10 protein-coding genes are annotated in these 18,535 nt (G+C 48.2%); all 10 read left to right on the top strand.

From position 1 onward, the window contains the following. The first annotated feature begins 3 nt into the window (after positions 1–3). The 10 genes from LOZ80_RS23460 (at position 4) to LOZ80_RS23415 (ending at position 18,512) form a co-directional block, all read left to right on the top strand. Positions 4–2,214, top strand: coding sequence for an alpha-galactosidase (locus LOZ80_RS23460; RefSeq protein ID WP_238166970.1), 2,211 nt, complete (start codon positions 4–6; stop codon positions 2,212–2,214). Positions 2,215–2,217: 3 nt separating this feature from the next. Continuing rightward, positions 2,218–2,586, top strand: coding sequence for a cupin domain-containing protein (locus LOZ80_RS23455; protein ID WP_238166969.1), 369 nt, complete (start codon positions 2,218–2,220; stop codon positions 2,584–2,586). A gap of 2 nt (positions 2,587–2,588) precedes the next feature. After that, positions 2,589–4,358 carry a glycoside hydrolase family 36 protein gene (locus tag LOZ80_RS23450; RefSeq protein WP_238166968.1) on the top strand — a complete coding sequence of 590 codons (1,770 nt, stop codon included), beginning with the start codon at positions 2,589–2,591 and terminating at the stop codon, positions 4,356–4,358. A gap of 42 nt (positions 4,359–4,400) precedes the next feature. Then, on the top strand, positions 4,401–5,393 hold the full coding sequence (locus tag LOZ80_RS23445) for an aldo/keto reductase (protein WP_238166967.1): 993 nt from the start codon (positions 4,401–4,403) through the stop codon (positions 5,391–5,393). Between the two features lie 41 nt (positions 5,394–5,434). Next, entirely contained in the window at positions 5,435–6,634 is a 1,200-nt protein-coding gene (locus tag LOZ80_RS23440) for a glucuronate isomerase (RefSeq protein WP_238166966.1), read from the top strand. Positions 6,635–6,675: 41 nt separating this feature from the next. Next, positions 6,676–7,632 (top strand): ABC transporter permease, encoded by a 957-nt coding sequence (locus LOZ80_RS23435; RefSeq protein ID WP_238166965.1) that lies wholly within the window; start codon positions 6,676–6,678, stop codon positions 7,630–7,632. Between the two features lie 27 nt (positions 7,633–7,659). Next, on the top strand, positions 7,660–8,529 hold the full coding sequence (locus LOZ80_RS23430; protein WP_238166964.1) for a carbohydrate ABC transporter permease: 870 nt from the start codon (positions 7,660–7,662) through the stop codon (positions 8,527–8,529). A 295-nt stretch (positions 8,530–8,824) separates the two neighbouring features. Next, positions 8,825–15,739: an S-layer homology domain-containing protein gene (locus tag LOZ80_RS23425; RefSeq protein WP_238166963.1), complete on the top strand. Its 6,915-nt coding sequence runs from the start codon at positions 8,825–8,827 to the stop codon at positions 15,737–15,739. Between the two features lie 429 nt (positions 15,740–16,168). After that, entirely contained in the window at positions 16,169–17,746 is a 1,578-nt protein-coding gene (locus LOZ80_RS23420) for an extracellular solute-binding protein (RefSeq protein ID WP_238166962.1), read from the top strand. A 559-nt stretch (positions 17,747–18,305) separates the two neighbouring features. Next, positions 18,306–18,512 carry a hypothetical protein gene (locus LOZ80_RS23415; protein ID WP_238166961.1) on the top strand — a complete coding sequence of 69 codons (207 nt, stop codon included), beginning with the start codon at positions 18,306–18,308 and terminating at the stop codon, positions 18,510–18,512. Positions 18,513–18,535: the final 23 nt, after the last annotated feature.

The raw sequence follows: 18,535 nt of genomic DNA, 5'->3' as shown, positions 1-18,535 counted from the left end.
GATATGGGAATTGTCTATAATACGGATTCGCAAACCTTCCATCTTCAAGGGAAGTCATCCAGTTATATCATGCAGCTCATGAAGTCGAAGTACCTCGCCCATGTTCATTGGGGACGCGGCGTACGAGACAGCAATCTGGGAAGCTTGCTCGCGATACGACGTCGCTGCTCCTTCTCGCCATCGACAGATCCGGACGATCTGATGATCTCGCTGGACACGATGCCGCAGGAATTTCCAACTTATGGAGGTAGCGATTATCGTGTTCCAGCCTATCAGGTTCAACTGGATAATGGGACGACAGTCAGCGAATTGATTTATGAGTCCCATCGGATTTATGCGGGCAAACCGCAGCTGGAGGGCTTGCCGGCTACCTATGTGGAAGAGGACAGCGAAGCGGAGAGCCTCGACATCGTCCTGGTCGATGAAACGATTGGCTTGAAGGCGATTCTCACGTATACCGTATTTCGTGATTTCGATGCGGTGACCCGTTCTGTGCGATTCGTGAATGGTGGTGATCGTCCGATAAAACTTCTTCGCGCGTTAAGCTTAGGAATCGATTTCGCCCGCGCGGACTTCGATCTGCTGCACCTGTCAGGTGCCTGGGCACGTGAGCGCCATATCGAAAGACGCCCGCTTGCAACAGGCGGCTCTGTGATCGAGAGCCGCAGGGGGAGCAGCGGTCATTCGCTCAACCCATTCATGGCTCTGTTGTCAAAGGCGACGGATGAAGATCACGGAGATGCCTACGGCTTCAGTCTTGTGTATAGCGGCAGCTTCGTTATGCAAGCGGAAGTAGACCCCTACAGTACCACTCGCGTTGTTATGGGGATCAACTCATTTGATTTCTCCTGGCTCCTGGAGCCGGGGCAAGCGTTCCAAACGCCGGAGGCTGTGCTCGTTTATTCAGCAGAAGGCATCGGCGGGATGTCACGCACGTATCACAAGCTGTATCGCACACGCTTATGCCGTGGCGAGTTTCGCGATCGTCAGAGGCCGATTCTCATCAACAACTGGGAAGCCACATACTTCAACTTCAAGGCGGATACGATTGAGAAGCTTGCCAAGGTCGGAAAGGAGCTCGGTCTAGAGCTTCTGGTGCTGGACGATGGCTGGTTCGGCAAGCGAGACGATGATACAAGCTCGCTTGGCGACTGGTTCGTTGATCGAAACAAGCTGCCGGAGGGGATGCCGGATTTGGCAAACCGAGTGAATCAGCAAGGGTTGGAATTCGGCTTGTGGTTCGAGCCGGAGATGGTATCTCCGGATAGCGAGCTGTATCGTGCTCATCCCGACTGGTGTTTGCACGTGCCTAATCGGCGCAGGACCGAAGGGAGAAAGCAGCTTATTCTTGATTATTCCCGTAAAGATGTGCGGGATTACATCGTAACTGTCATGACAGAGATTCTGGCAAGCAGCCCTATTGCTTATGTCAAATGGGATATGAACCGGAATATGACGGAAATCGGCTCCGCCCTGCTGTCGCCGGAGCGGCAGCGGGAGACGGCGCATCGCTACATGCTCGGGCTGTACGAGGTGATGGAGCGCATGACCTCTGCATTCCCGCAGGTGCTGTTCGAAAGCTGCTCCGGTGGTGGCGGACGGTTCGATCCAGGCATGCTTTACTATATGCCGCAGACGTGGACCAGCGATAATACGGATGCGGTAGAGCGCTTGAAGATTCAATACGGAACAAGCATCGTATATCCGATCAGTTCAATGGGCGCGCATGTTTCCGCGGTGCCTAATCATCAAGTGCATCGCACGACGCCGCTGGATATGCGGGGAGATGTTGCGATGTCAGGCAATTTGGGCTATGAGCTGGATTTGACCCTCATGACGGAAGAGGAAAAGGAAGCCGTGAAGCGGCAGGTCGCGCTCTACAGAGAACTGCGCCCGTTGATCCAATTCGGAGAGTTTTACCGACTAAGCAGCCCTTTTCAAGGTGTTGATGCCGCCTGGATGTTCGTTTCAGCAGATCGCAAGGAAGCGTTGGTCGCTTATTTCCAAGTGCTGGGTGAAGCCAACGCGCCACTTAAGAAGCTGCTGCTAAAGGGCTTGGAGGCGGGAAGCAATTATCAGGTGTTCGATGCTTATGCTCCGGAAGAGTTGTTGGAAAGCTTAGGTGGCGATGCCTTGATGCATATAGGTCTTAAATTGCCAATCTGGAAAGGTGACTTCCGGAGCCGCCTTTACCGTTTGAAAGTGGAGGAATGACAGATGAAAAAACTGCGTTTAAGCGATTTGCAGAATAAGACGAGCGGGCATATTTTGCAGGATGTTTTACCAGGTGATTATTTATCTTCAGGCGGTCTTTCTTTCGCGAAACGAGGAGAGCGCAGCCACACCAATGATGGGCCGGACGGAAGGGATTATCATGTTCATGGCGATTGTGAAGCCTTTATCATCATGCAGGGAAGCGGCACGCTGGAGATAAATGGGGAGCATATGCCGGTCACAACCGGAGATATCTTCATTGTTGAACCTGGGGAAGATCATCACCTTAATTCGAGTGAGGATGATCCGATTGTGACCGTGTGGTGCCATGCAGGCATGAACCGCCATAAGAATCAGCAACAGGGGGAATAGGTTTGAACAAGATCATTTCTACAGATACACACACTTTTACACTGTCGGGGGCAGATCATCCATTTACGGTCTCTCTCTCTGCTGAAAAGCTTCAGGAAGGTCTCGATCTTATTACGCTGCGATTGAAAGCTGACACTGCCTCGACGCCTGCTCAACTTACACTAGGGTGGTCGCATCCTGCTTGTGATATTCAGGGAAGCTGGCATCCTGCCCAAGATCGGAATAGAAGCTTTAAGGCTGACTGGATGCGCACTTTGCGTTCCAACGCGGCAGCCTCAGCTCCTGTCTATGCTCTATTCAACAGTGTAGGTCGCAATAGGCTAACATTCGCTTATTCGGATGCTCTGAACACGGTTTACTACTCGGGAGCCATCAGCGAGGAAACAGCGGACTTTCATTGCAAGGTCCAATTGTTTGCCGAAACGACAGCGCCTTTCCAGGAATATGAAGCTAAGCTGCTCGTCGATACCAGAGATATTCCTTACTATGCATGCTTGCAAGGCGTACAGGAGTGGTGGAGTGCCATGCCTGAATACCGTCCGGCATTCGTTCCGGCAGCGGCTAGAGAGCCCATGTATTCGACTTGGTACAGCATGCATCAGAATGTAACAGATACACAGATTGAAGAGCAGTGCCGAATTGCCAAAAAGTTAGGGATGGAGGCCGTCATCGTTGACGATGGCTGGCAGACGGAAGACAACCGCAGGGGGTATGCGTACTGTGGCGATTGGGAGACTTTCGATGGCAAATTCCCCGCTATGAAGCGGCATGTGGACGCTGTTCATGCCATAGGCATGAAATTTATCCTCTGGTATTCAGTTCCCTTTATCGGTAAGCACAGCAAGGCGTGGGGGCGGTTCCAAGATAAGATTCTGCGATTTAATGAGAGTCATGGGGCTGCGGTGCTCGATCCGAGATACCCGGATGTCCGGGAATATATTATTCACAAATATGAAGATGCGGTGAGGGAATGGGGCTTGGACGGATTCAAGCTTGACTTCATCGACACCTTCTATTCGCCAGAGCTTCAGCTTCCCTCTACGGTAGAAGGGAAGGATTATGAGTCGATACCGGCGGCGGTTGATCGGCTTTTGACGGATACGATCGATAGGCTAAGAGAATTGAACCCGGAAATTATGATTGAATTCCGCCAAATGTACATCGGCCCGGCTATGCGTAAGTACGGGAATATGTTCCGAGCCTCGGATTGTCCGAATGACAGCATTCAGAACCGTGTGCGAACACTTGATATCCGTTTGATCTGCGGAGATACAGCGGCCCATGCGGATATGATCATGTGGCATCCGGAGGAGCCAGTGGAAAGTGCGGCGCTTCAGTTGATTAACTGTCTGTTCGCAGTGCCTCAGGTGTCCGTCCTGCTGGATAAGCTGCCGCCTGCTCATTTGTCGATGCTCACCTACTGGCTTAGCTTCTGGAAAGAAAATCGCGAGCTGCTCTTGGACGGCCGCATTGAGCCGGTGCATCCGGAACTGCTGTATCCGCTTGTTCGCTCGGTGAAAGGAGATAGAGGGATTATCGTCGCTCATCAGGACATTATTGTGCCTATAGACGCGTCAGTGTCCCAGTGGATCGTGGTCAACGGCAGAAGGCAAGACGGCCTCTATCTGGAGGTGTCTGATGAAATTGGAGCCGCCAAGTTGGTCATAACAGACTGCTCAGGAGACATGGTGGAAGAGCTGGCTGTTCTGTTGACGAGCGGGATTCATCAATTGGCGATTCCGGCGTCGGGTGTTGCGACTATTACTTTGTAACAGAATCAATGGAAGCTCGTACAATTCTGGGAGGTTATTTCAATGAACTATTTGGCTAAGGAAAATCGCTATACAGCAATGCCTTACAATCGAACTGGAGTAAGCGGACTTAAGCTGCCGCCAATCTCCTTTGGCTTGTGGCATAATTTTGGAGGCGTCGATACATTCGAGAACAGCAGAGCTATGGCCAGGCACGCATTTGATCTGGGTATAACGCACTTCGATCTTGCCAATAATTATGGACCTCCTGCAGGTTCGGCTGAAGAAACCTTCGGACAAATCTTGAAGAAGGATCTTCAGGTGTATCGCGATGAGCTGATCATTGCCACGAAAGCTGGCTATCGCATGTGGGACGGCCCTTATGGGGAGCGGGGCTCGCGTAAAAACATGCTTGCCAGCCTAGACCAAAGCTTGAAACGGTTAGGCTTGGACTATGTCGATATCTATTATTCGCATCGATTTGATGCCGAGACGCCTTTGGAAGAAACAATGGGTGCCTTGGATCAGGCTGTTCGGCAGGGCAAGGCGTTGTACGTTGGCGTTTCCAACTATAATGCCGAACAAACGGAGCAGGCGGCCTCCCTGTTAAAAAATCTTGGAACGCCTTTCGTCATTCACCAAGTCCACTATTCGATGTTCGAAAGACGCTTGGAACAAGGTCTGCAGGACGTGCTGGCCAGAGAGGGCATTGGATCGATCGCTTATAGTCCATTAGCCAGAGGGCTCCTGACGGATCGTTATTTGGACAACATTCCAGCCGATTCCAGGGCGGCCGGAGGGAGTGTATTCCTAAGACCTGAAGACATTACAGAAGATAAGATTGCGAAGTCGCGACTGCTCAATAAACTGGCTCAAGAGCGAGGGCAAAGTCTGGCTCAGATGGCTCTGGCTTGGGTTCTTCGTAAGGGGTTTGTCACTTCTGCATTAATAGGCGCAAGTAAAGTGAAACAATTAGATGATAATGTGGCTGCTTTGAAACAACCGAATTTTACCCAGGACGAATTGATTCTCATTGATCAAATTCTTGCAGGCTGACAGTTGCGTGCCAAGACACTCATGGAAGAGGAGGGATAGGAATGAGTATTGGATTGGATGCCAGTAGAGAAGAATTTACAGAGTATATGATGCGGCTGCCTGTTTTGGATACCCATACCCACTTAGTAGGGGAGCGCCTCGGTGCTAGGGACTTTTGGGAGATTGCTCATTACTTCTGGTTATTTCGCGAGATGCAGGCTGCAGGTTATCCCGCAGACGCTATGGAACTTCCGGAGGACTTGCGGATAGCAGCATTTTTGGAAGCTTATCATGGAACAAGAAATACCTTGATGAACATAGCATTCACACAAATTTTCAAAGATTTATACGGTATTGTGATCAGGGATGCTGCCTCTGTGCGGGAAGCTGATAGGGCCGTTAAGAAATCAGCACAAAGTACCGGCTGGGCACAAGAGGTAGCTGATCGAATGCAAGCCCGCAGGTTCGTAGTGAATATACCAGAGCATGCGGAATTCCAAGGAATGAAACACAATGCCATTCTTATCCCGCGGATTGATGGGAAATTGGGAAGTTGGGTCAAGGAGATCGAATTATCGCAGGACCCGGCCGCCGTATTTGTGCAAACACGTGAGAAGCTGGGGCAATTGTTGGACACGTACAAGGCAGACGGCTGTAGGGGCATCATGACTACGCTGCCGAGATATGAAGCCTGTGCTAACCGCAAGGTTGTCATTGGGCAAGGCAGTACGAGAGATGAGATCCTAATGATGCTTCTGCATGAAGTATGTGCGGCCGCTGAAGCAAGAGGATTGTTCATTCAATTATTCCTCGGGGTTGAACGCTCATGGTGCGGAACCGCCATTCCGGCGAATGACCCGTCGCGTATTCTGAAGCTGTCTGCCTTATTTGAAGCTTATGCTTGTCCGTTCGAACTTGTAGTAGCTACCGAGCTTAACAATTTGGATATCGTGCAAGCGGCATGGAATTTCCCGAATGTTCATGTGGGGGGACATTGGTGGTTTAACTTCCGGGCGAGTACGTATCGGGACAGCATGCAATACCGGCTAGAAGCGCTGCCTGCCATCAAAAGCTCGCTTATTGTGTCGGATGCCCGCTCGATCGAGTGGAGCTATGGCAAAATTTTGGTTATTAAACGGTTGGTGGCAGAATTCCTGTGGAACCAAATCGAAGCCGGTTGGATTGATCAGGAGACGGCCTTTCGCATAGCGGAGGAGTGGCTGTATCAAAGTGCTGCGAAGCGTTATGGCATTCAGGATTAACAAAGTATATGTAATGCAGCAGGCATGAAGGGGAGAAGAACATGGCCAGTAAAATTCAGCCATCCGATCGAATGGTTTACGATTTCTCATCGCGGAGTCAGAAATGGGCCTTTATCCGAAAAAATTGGCCGATTTACGTGATTTCAATACCCGGTATCATTTACTTTCTACTTTTTAAATATATCCCGTTGATGGGTTCGGTTATCGCTTTTCAAAACTACAACATTTTCAAAGGGATAAAAGGAAGCCCTTGGGTCGGCTTTGATAATTTCCAGCGAATGTTCGCGTATGCGGATTTTCTGCAGATTTTAAAAAATACCATTTTGATCGGATTCTACGATTTGTTTTTCGCTTTTCCGATTCCGATTATACTGGCCCTGCTCATCAATGAATTACGGGTCATGGCCTACAAGCGAATTGTCCAAACCGTAGTCTATATGCCTCATTTTCTGTCCTGGGTCATCGTAGGCGGGGTTGTTGTAGGCGTATTATCGCCTTCAACGGGAATCGTCAATCACTTGCTTGGTTTATTCGGCATCGATTCGATTTATTTCATGGGAGAAAATAGTTACATTCGGACGATTCTGATCGGGTCCGGGATATGGAAGGATAGCGGTTGGGGGACGATCATCTATTTGGCTGCTATTGCAGGAATTAATCCCGATCTATATGAAGCTGCACAGATTGATGGAGCAAGTCGAATTCGACAAGTGTTTTCCATCACAATTCCAAGTATTTTGCCAACCATTGTTATTTTGTTCCTGCTGCATATCGGTAATTTTCTCGATTTCGGCTTCGAACGCGTCTTCGTATTTCTGAACCCGCTCAACAGTGAAAATGGGGAAATCATCGATACGTTCGTATATCGGGCAGGCCTTGTGGATCGCCAGTACAGCTACACAACAGCTATCGGGCTGTTCAAATCGGTTGTAGGTCTTGCCTTAATCATGCTCAGCAACACGTTCAGTAAAAAGATGACCGGTGAAGGCTTGTATTGATGCAGAAGGGAAAGTAGGTATATCAGTATGATTATGACAAAAGGTCATAAAATGTTTAATCTGTTTAACATCATTTTGTTAGCCGCTATTGGCTTGAGTATGGTGCTGCCTCTTATCCATATTATTGCGCAATCTTTAAGCGATAACGTTGCGATTAACGGAGGGGAGGTCTCATTCTGGCCGGTCGGCTTTACACTTGGAAGCTACAAGCTTATTTTGCAGGACCCGACGATCTGGATTGGGTTCCGCAATAGTGTTATCATCACGGTATTTGGAACATTCATCAATCTGTTCATGACAACAACACTGGCCTACTCGTTATCCAGACCGGAATATTTGTTCCGTAAATCCATTCTGTTGATGATCTTGTTTACACTTATTTTCAGCGCTCCGCTAATTCCTAATTATTTGCTGGTCAAACAGTTGGGGCTGCTCAATACGCTGTGGGCGTTGATGCTCCCTATGGCGATTAGCGCATTCAATTTATTCGTCATGCGATCCTTTTTCCTCAACCTGCCATCGGAGCTGCTCGATTCAGCTAGAATTGACGGATGCGGAGAGTTCCGTATTTTGTGGAATATTGTGCTGCCGCTTTCTAAGCCCGCTTTGGCCACAATGGGGATCATGTATGCAGTAGGTCATTGGAATCGGTATGCGGAGGCTGTCTTCTATATCGATCATCGTAATTGGATACCGCTGCAGGTACGTTTAAGAGAAATTGTATTCACAGACCAATTTGGCCAGTCGGATGTTTCTTCGGAATTAATGCTCTTGCTTTCTCCAGAAGGGATCAAGATGGCGGTTATTGTCATCGCGACGATTCCAATCCTGCTTGTGTATCCGTTCCTGCAAAGGCATTTCATTCAAGGGATGATGGTTGGATCCGTCAAATCCTGAATCCTGATATTCGCAAGCCGCCATATAAGCAAGCTACCTCTCATCAGCAGGGTAGCTTTTTTATATGTTAAAAAAAACCATGCCACCATAAATTTTTCCATCCGCGGAAACAAGCATGTGCTTTACACTAATTAAACTAAGGGCAGGAAGGAGAGGATCGTAGACATAAGATTGGGAAAAGATGCAATGACCAGCATTTTTGGTAGCGCATTCATTGTGATTGCCACGCGATTAGCAGCTGATGTCTTGACTCCCTCATTTAAATTAGCAGTAGTTGACTCAAGGAGGCTCGAAGATGTTTTTAATGATGTATAAACAACAAGTTCTAAAAAAGGCTGTAAGTTCTTTTCTTTCATTTGCACTGGTGCTTTCGCTTATGAGTAGTGTCATTCCTACAGCAACGGCGCTCGCCGTGACGGGAGACAGCTTAGGCTTGCTGGAAATAAAAGTGAACAAGCCGGCTAATGCAGTAGTTGATCTTCAAAATGCAAGCATTGGCATATCATTGCCCTACGGCACCTTATACCAAATGCTGAATGTAACCACAAGTCTAGACGCTACGGCAGCACTTTACAGAAGTAATGGAACCACAGCGATTTCGTTTGCGGCCAGCGGCATCAACAAGGGTGATGCCAAAATGGATCAATTCTCAACGAACGGAACTACGTTGTATGATCTGGTCGTCACAGATAAGAATGACAGCAGCAATAGCCGGAAATATTCGATTACGGTTACGGTAGAAAGCCAATTACCCCCTATCGCAGGTGCTGTAGGAGCTAACGAAACCTATATACCGCTCAATATTCGGGCGGGGGAAGATGTATGGGATGTTATGGGCGCATCCAGAATCGGCAACGGCAGCACGACAAGTTCTATAGAGGGCCCGGGTGTTCCCTCATCCTACAGCGGGAAAGCATGGTCGGACTCCGTCTATGACCGCTCAGGAGACTACCCTGCGGCTTCGACCGTTAAGGAATCATGGCTTGGAGACAACATGTATTTGCAGACCATAGGCAAAGAGGATGCGGATGCGCTTGCAAAATATGGGATCGCCCATGTTCCCGGCACCGACAAACTCAATTCAGATATTTTGCGCTTTCATGAATTCAAGCCTTTTGTTGATCAAAATGGCGTGAGCCGGGACGACGGTGATCGTGGCGCGGTGGGCAGCGACCGTCAGCGGCTGGAAATTAAAAGCAACACAGACGCAGCCAATCGTGATGCCAATAGCGTGGGCGGCGATATTATGACCCATCACTGGAGACTTATGCTACCGTCGGAAACCTTAAAGTTCCAGCAGGATGTGGGTGACAAGCATGCTGGTGATTTTATTGACCCGCATCGGTTTTGGCACATTTTTCAATTGAAAGAAGTAGCGGGCAATGCAGCTGGTCAGCCAGTGGCTACGCTTACGCTTGTTTCAAGTGAAGGCAAGGGCCAACTTGAATTCAGGAATAATCCGGATGCCAACTATGCGGATCGGATCAAGCCTTTGTTCACAATTCCCTTTGACAAAGTGGTGGACCGCTGGCTAGATCTGCAAGTCACAATTTTGACAGCTGATAAAGGGTATATGTATGGCAAGCTTGTTGATCTTGCAACAGGTGATGTGCTGTTCGAAGGCGGGATGACGGCCGAAACATACAGACGCCCAGAAGCAGCGAATCCGACTACCGGAAGACTTGAAAGAGTTGACCTGCCTACAGAAGCGGGCCAGCAGAATCGATCCAAATGGGGCCTTTACCATGGGATGTATAACGGCGTCGGAGACGCGGCCTATGCAGACGAATTCCAAGCGTCAACCATGTATCTGTCGGATGTATACTTAATCAAAAGAGATAAGAACAGTTATGTATTTCCTAATGGCTGGAACCCTAATGCACAGCCTAGGGATATTGTGGCGTGGGCAAGACCGAACGAAATTTCGGCTTCCCAAGGTACATCTTTTAGTCAATTAGCATTGCCTTCACAGCTTGATGTAACCATGAGTACGGGGAATATTGAAAAGATGAACGTAACATGGAGCTCGGACGGCTATAAGCCTGATATCATGGGAAAATACAAGATTTATGGCGACTTGAACGGCTCAGGCATTACGAACACTAACAACATCAGGCCTTATATTGAAGTTAATCTTTCCAATTATCGCAACTGGGCAGTGACTCCAGGGTCTGCGATCAAGGTTGTCTCCAAAGGAAGCACAGGAAGTACCAGAGAATCTTTTATTGATAACAACGCAGCCACATACTGGCAGGCCAACAGCTCTCTCATAACGACAGACGCAGGCAATCATCAATATTGGGCGGCTGTCAAACTGGAGAAGAAAATTAATGTTGATGAAATTCAAATTGAATGGACGAATAACAGCAGCTATCTGAAAAATTATCAAGTGTACTATACCAACGATGCAGCCGCTTATGATGAACTTGTGGAGGGCAATAATTTCTCGACCAGCGCGGTTGGAACGGAAAAACCACTGGAGACTGCACATGGAGCATCTTGGCTGACAATACCAGGAGCGGGGAAAACGACGCCACTTAGCAACAATCAAAAGGTTGATCACAAGTTGGCCGTACCTGTTGAAGCTCAATATGTACTGCTTGTCTCCGATGTTAATAATACGCTTGGCAGCGGCAAGGGGGCTGGAATACGCAGCAACGTATTCAATATCTTTGGAGAACCATCCGATAGGAAAGCCTCGATCAACCTGTTATCCCCATCCCAGTTTACGCCAATAGCGGGCCAGAACCTTAAAGTAAGTTCGGAAGATTCTACTCATCCGGGCGTAGACGCTTTGCGATCAGGAGGCAGTGGTTACTGGCGTAATTCAAGCTCCAATGTCTATATGGGCAGTTATTCGCCATCCTCCTTGGCATTAACCCTGGACTTGGGCGCTCCAAAAACGATTGATAAAATGCACCTTGAAATACCGAATACGATTGCCAATATCCAAAGTAATGCGACCAGATTTGAGGTGTATTACTCTAGTAATCTCAGTTCTTGGGCAAGTGCGCCAACAGCCGCAGATTCGGCGAACCTCTACGATTGGAAGGCAAATGGCTGGACGCTTGCCGGAGGGACAGAAACGGAAGGTTTGTGGTCCTATGTCACTTACAACGGACAACAATGGGGCTTTGACAACAAAACATTCTTATATCCGTTCACAGCCCGGTATGTCGCGATCAACACGGTACTGGTCGGCCCTCGCGATAAGAAGACGGATGAAACGGCATCGCTGATGGGGATATCCGGGTTGACGATCTCAGGCAAGGAAGCAGCAGAGAATACAACTGCACTGGTTCCTGCTAAGGATACTTACAGCACGTGGGATCAAGTCGCACTTATAGCTACAACGATCAACCTTGCTGGCGGGCAGGCGCTTACTAGTATAACCAAAGGCGGCACCGCTCTAAGGCCAACGATCGATTACTCATTGTCAGGCAGTACGGTAACATTTGCAACCTCCTATTTAGCTAAATTGCCACTGGGCACAAATGATTTTACATTCAATTTCAACAACGGAAGCCCATCCCTATTCGCACTCGATGTAACCGCCCGCGGAAATGGCGCGAATTCCAAGACAATCAAGATGAACGCGATCGAAGGCGTATCTCCCTATAACATTTTGGGCGGAGCAATGGGGACTGACGAGCCTGTAGAAGGAGTGACCAAGCGGATCAGAGACGCTTATCATCTATTTTATGGCGATCAGCCTCGTGCGACAGCAGCTGACGACCATGTGACGAACGTGTGGGACAACGTTCTGAACAAAAATGTGTTCAAACTCTTTGAGTACGGCAGAGGCGTGAATAATGAATTCGCGGATAAGGTCCGCGACGGCGAATACGGCCATAAAGGGGTTTTCGATTGGGATAAAGGCTATGTGGTTGGCGGAGCAGCGCTGAATGACAGGCAAAGAGTTGAAATTCGCCCAAGTGAAGATTCAACCAACGATTGGGTTGCCTATAATGGTGATCTGGTTTCTTATCAATGGAAATGGAAAATTAGCGACGGCAACCAATGGAATCAACCGAACTTCAGACATATTTTTCAGTTGAAGGCTGTGAATGCCCAGAAGGCTAATACATTGCCGGGCGGCAACAGCGGCGGCGAGAACGGCGCCTATCTCCTCGCTTTCTCGATTTCGGGAACGACCAGCAGGAATCTAGTGTTGAATCATAACCGTTCAGACGGCGATAAGACAGCAATGAGCATTCCGTTAAAAGAAATCGATGGACACTGGATTCAAGTGGAGCTTAACGCGCTTATTTCGGATTCTGGCTGGTTCACCATTCAGATCACGGATATGGTCACGGGCAAGGTTTACAACTTTGACATCCCGGATGTCTATCAAGCGTTTGTGAATCAAGGCGCAGTTGACGGTACGAAGGACTTGTGGAGAAGACCGGAAAAAGGCAGCAACTTTGAGACCGAATTTCCGGCTGCTTTTGACCAATACGAACGACCGAAGTGGGGCATTTACCGCAGTTCCAATGGCGGCAATAATTCGGCATTCGACGCGGAATTGCAACTCTCCGACATCACCATTACCAAGGTGGCGTCAGGTCTGTCATCCGTTAATCTTGCGCTAAACAAAAAAGCGTATAACGTAGGCCCGACAGCAACCGGCAACTCGATCCAGATGCAATCGGCAGCGGGGAATGAATACGGGAATGCAAACAAACTGACTAATGGCGTCTTGCAAGACCCGACATTATGGGCTGTAAACAATGTGACCAGCTTGGATCAAATCGGAGATTATTCATGGTTGGGTACCGATGGGGCGAGAAAAGGCAGCTTCGTCATCGATCTTGGTCAGGCCATGGATTTCAGCCAAATTCGATTGTTTGCAAAATCGACCAGGTTAAAAGGCGCAACCGTGTATGTATCAAATGATATGGCCAATCATACTTCGGCTGCTGATTTTGATGCCGTGAGCTTTAACCAAGTCGATAAACGGTCTGCCCAAGGGTATACGTATGCTGCCGCCAACAATAACGGCGGGGTGGATACGGCTGATAGTTCATATCCTATCGATCTTGGCAAAACTTATCATTCAAGATATATCAAGGTAACGGTGGAGAATTCTTCAGGAAATAATACAGGTACGGAGCTTACAGGACCTCCGCGCCTTACGCAAGTTCAAGTGTTTAATGCACCAACGCCTCCACAGAATCTGAGGGTTGAGGCCAGCGTTTCCGCGAAAGTTCTGAAGTGGGACTCTAATGCTTTGAGCGAAGGGTTCAAGGTGTATAATGACACAACGGTACTTGCTGACTTGCCGGCAGGCGCAACAAGCTATACGCTGCCGGGCAGTGTGAGCGATCTGTCCAAAGTAGCGGTAAGGTCCAAGGGAACGGATACGTATTCCCGCAAGTTTATGATTTCGGCGCCGGCTCAACCGACAGAACTAGTTCCGCCGGATCATCAGGCGCAAATTGCAAGCATTGCCCCGATCAGCGTAACAACAAGAGTAGGCATCGCGCCTATATTGCCAACGGTAGTCACGGCAGTTTATAGCGACAGTACGACGCGGATTCTGGGTGTGCTCTGGAACAACGTGGATGCATCCCAATATGCAGCTGTAGGAAGCTTTAGCGTACAAGGAACCGTTACAGGCTCAACCTATAAAGCACTGGCTGCTATTAACGTCACACAGCTGAGATGGCCAAGTACATTTAGGATGACCGTTTCAGATGTGCAGGCAAGATCAGCGAAGCTGCAATGGACAGCAGCAGAAGCAAGCAGGGGAGTAGTCGGCTATAAAATTTATAGCGTTACAGGCAGCACTTACTCAGAGATTGCATCGCTTGGCAATGTTCTTGCGTATGAATTGACTGGCTTGGCACCAGGCAATGAATACTCTTTTGCTGTTCAAGCGGTTGACGCGGATGGAACTACAAGTGATTATGGAACGGCGGTTAGCTTTAGGGCATTGCATGATTCTTCGGGTTCTGGCAGTGGCTCAGGCACGGGATCAGGAACAGGATCGGGATCGGGCAGCGCGATAGCACCTGCAGTCGGTTCAACAGGCATTATTGATCTTGAAAAGGATGCTAAGGTGACGAAGGAAACAACGTCCGATGGAAGGACGGTAACGAAAGTCATTGTTGATGCGGATAAGCTGGAGAGAGCATTGGCAGCTCCGATTGTCTTCATGGAGGTGAAGGATAGTGAGCCTACCGTTAACGTGGAGCTGCCAGGCAATGCCATCCAGAACATGATCAGCAAGCACAGGAGCGCCGTGATACAGATTCAAGCGAACGGTGCAAATTATGAGTTGCCTGCAAGTCTGTTTAAAGATATGCCTAAAGATTCAACCATAAGTATCTCCATTGCCAAAGTATCCGGTAAAGCCGGAGACGATGTGAATGCAGCGGTGAATAACTTGAAGGCAAAGCAAGTGATCTCCAACCCGATTGCGTTCACGATCACGGTCAACGGCAAAGAAAAGAGTGATTTCGGCGGCATATATGTCAGCCGTACGATTAGCTTGGGTACGTGGACGGTTGATTCCAGCAAGGTGACAGCGGTATGGGTGGATTCGCACAACCAAATTCATTTCGTGCCAGCGGTAATTACAACGAAGAACGGATCTTCCATGATTGCGATTCGTTCGCCGCACAATAGCGTATATACCGTCATTCAATCCGAGAAATCGTTTACCGATTTGCAAGGGCATTGGGCGAAAGCAGATATCGAACTGCTGGCGAATAAATGGATTGTAGACGGGAAAACCGATCAGCAATTCGCTCCGGAGCTCACAGTCACTCGTGCAGAGTTTGCGGCTATACTCGTTCGTTCGCTGGGGTTAATGGAAATGAAGACGGATGGATTTCATGACGTACAACCTGGCGACTGGTTTGCCGGAGCTGTGAGCACGGCGTACCGAGCTGGTTTGATCAACGGCTATGAAGACGGAACCTTCCGGCCAAACGCTAGCATTACTCGCGAACAAATGGTAGCGATGATGATTCGGGCGATGCAGATAGGCGGCAAGGAAATCCAGGCTGACAATGCGATATTAAATCGCTTCTCCGACCGGATGGCTATCAGCGACTGGTCGCGTGCAGCCGTCTCGCAAGCACTGGTTGGCGGGCTCATTCAAGGTGTGTCTGACAATGCCTTCGCGCCTAATCAGCCAGCCACGCGAGCACAAGCTGCCGCAATTCTGAAGCGCATGCTGCTATCGCTGCAATTTATCAACTGATTTACGCCCGGACCGCCAACCTGTTTGGCGGTCTTTCTATAGGAGTTGTCTGGCTGGCTCGCGCGGAGAGGGAGGGAACTACAGTGCGCTATTCTAGCAAAAAGCGTCATTATTGCGAGGTTGAGGGAACTACAGTACACTATTTTGCTATTTCATGGGAAATTCAACTCTTTTGATGGAGATAAGACCCTGTAGTTCCGCTATTGCTCTAGCAACCCTGCTATTTGCCAAAATAGCGTCCTACAGTTCCCTTATTAGGATTGGTCGCTTGCAGGAGGCTCATTACTAAGGGCGGCGAAGCTGTTAATCTTAATCGTATAAATTCACAGGGCAGCTTAAATTTATACATACAAAAAGCACCAAATATTCAATAAGATAGAGACAGTTAATGAAATCGCTTACAGTACACAAAAGGAAGAAGGGGTTAAGTTGAAAAAAACGATTAGTCTTACTTTGGCTGCCATGTTGACAGCTTCTGCTTTAACCGCATGTTCGACAGATGGGAAAGTAGCGAACACAGCTGCACCGCAGCCTTCATCTGCCAACACGAAGAAGGAACCGACGAAATTCTCGCTGCTTTATCCAACGACGGTCAACACAGGGTATCACACCACAGTGCCGGATCTGAATAAGGATAAGTGGATTCTGAAGCTGGAGGAACTGACGAATACGGATCTGAACGTAAAAGTAATGGAAGATTCCAAATTCGGCCTGATGTTCGCAAGCAACGAAATTCCTGATGTGGTTGGCAGCATTGGGGGGCCAGGGAGCAAGTCGATGTCTGGGTCCGTAGAGAACGGTGTCTTTATGCCGCTGGACGAGCTTCTGAAGCAGAATGCCCCCAATTTATTGAAATTAGTGCCCAAATCCGCTTGGGATAGTGTCTCATACAACGGGAAGATCTATGGCATACCTGAGTTTTTGAGTAATCCTTCCCGTCGCTCGACCTATATTCGCACAGATTTATTAGAAAAAACGGGGCTTCAAGCGCCCAAAACCGTAGACGAATTTCTCAATGTGCTGCGGGCGTTCAAGAAGCTTGGCGTCGAGAATCCGTATCAAATGCGGGAAAACTTCAAGTATGCGGACGTTATTCTGGGAGCTTACGATGTTCTTCCATATAAAGACCAATTTGAGCTGGTGAACGGTCAGGTTGTCCCGAAATTTTTCGATGTCGAGAACGTTCAAAAAGCGCTGACCACGTATAAAACGATGTATGACGAAGGGTTGATTCCCAAAGAGTTCGCTACCATCAGTTCGACCGACTTCACGAAAAGTATCGAGGCAGGTAAAGCGGGAATATGGTCGCAAAACGCTTCCGGCTTGCCTGGATACCGAACCAAGGCACAACAAGCAGTGCCAGGCTCAAAAATTGACATTATTCCTTCTCCGAAAGGGCCGGAAGGAAAAGGTGGATATTTCTACTACGCGCCAGTTATTCGCACCTTCTATATCAATAAAAATGTGAAGCAGGAAACAGCTGTTGGCATTGTCAAAATGTTCGAATGGATGATCTCGCCGGAAGCCGAAACGTTCTTCACTTTCGGGATTGAAGGAGAGACTTACACGAAGGACAGCAGCGGTAAAATCAACTATAAATTCCCGACGACCAAGGAACAGATTGATGAAGAAGGGTTCCGCAGCGGCACGATGTGGGCTGTTCATGATTCCACCTACAACAAACCTAGACTGCTGCTAAACGAGGATGGCAAAGCGACCTTGAAGGCATTCGATGAAGTTTTGACGAAAGAAGGTTTGCCAGGCATCGGATTTTATCCAGATTTGAACAGCTTCGCCAAATTTCCTGATCTCGCCGCTCCTCAACCGGATGTGGGTCCAAAAATTATTATCGATCACATGATCAAAATGATTTACGGTAAAGAGCCGATCTCCGATTGGCCAAAAGTCATCGAAGAGTATAAGTCCAAAGGTGGCAATGATATTATTAAAGAAGCGACAGACCGCTGGAATAAGAAGCAAGGAGCGATTATGCTCGATATAAAATAGGATGATTATCAACAGGGTTGTGGCGATGAGTGTGTTTATCACTCATCGCCCTTTTTTGAATATATGTTTTTGGGTTTGGAGTGAGCGAAGCTTTCCCCTTATGTACTGACATCCACCGCTGACTTGGCTTTAGAGGGGTTCGGTCTCAAAGGACATCTAATGAACTGTAGGATGCTTATAGACCGGAAAATGGCTACTTTGGCGATATAATGAACTGGATTAACGCTATCGAGCAAATCTTAGGTGGAAAGGTGATCATTTGCTTGAAATAGGGCATCAGGGATTCATTAGATTTTCAGAATGAGCGATTTTGATCGAATAAAGGGTATTGAGTTCTTTAGGAGGGCTTGGGCTTGCCTCAATGTTCATGGACTGGGTGACTTAGCCGCAGGCAAGGTTTTTCCGACTCCCGGTCGGGAGTTGGCCCTTGTAAAGTGGCCAAAACAACACAGGGATGTCTTTTGTTTTACAATATATGTATAATAGTTTAAGAATTCGGAAAAGTTGCACCGTGAAGTATTAATTATTATTTTAAATGAAACTGGAGATGACTTCGTTTATGAATCCAAGTGTACTTAAATGTTTTGCGTGTGGATATGGTACTGAAATAGAACTAGATCAACCCTTTATTCATGTACAAGTTGAGCCTAATGATTCTCATGCTCGTTTTACGACCAAGGAAAATTCACGCAAAATAACAGTTGAACTTTATGGATGCCCCAAATGCGGAACCATTCAAATGAAAAAAAAGACTGCAATCATCTAAGGGCGGAACCCCTAGTGTTTGTA

The organism is Paenibacillus sp. HWE-109 (assembly GCF_022163125.1).
Lineage (GTDB): Bacteria > Bacillota > Bacilli > Paenibacillales > NBRC-103111 > Paenibacillus_E.
This window is presented reverse-complemented; position numbering and strand designations above follow the sequence as displayed.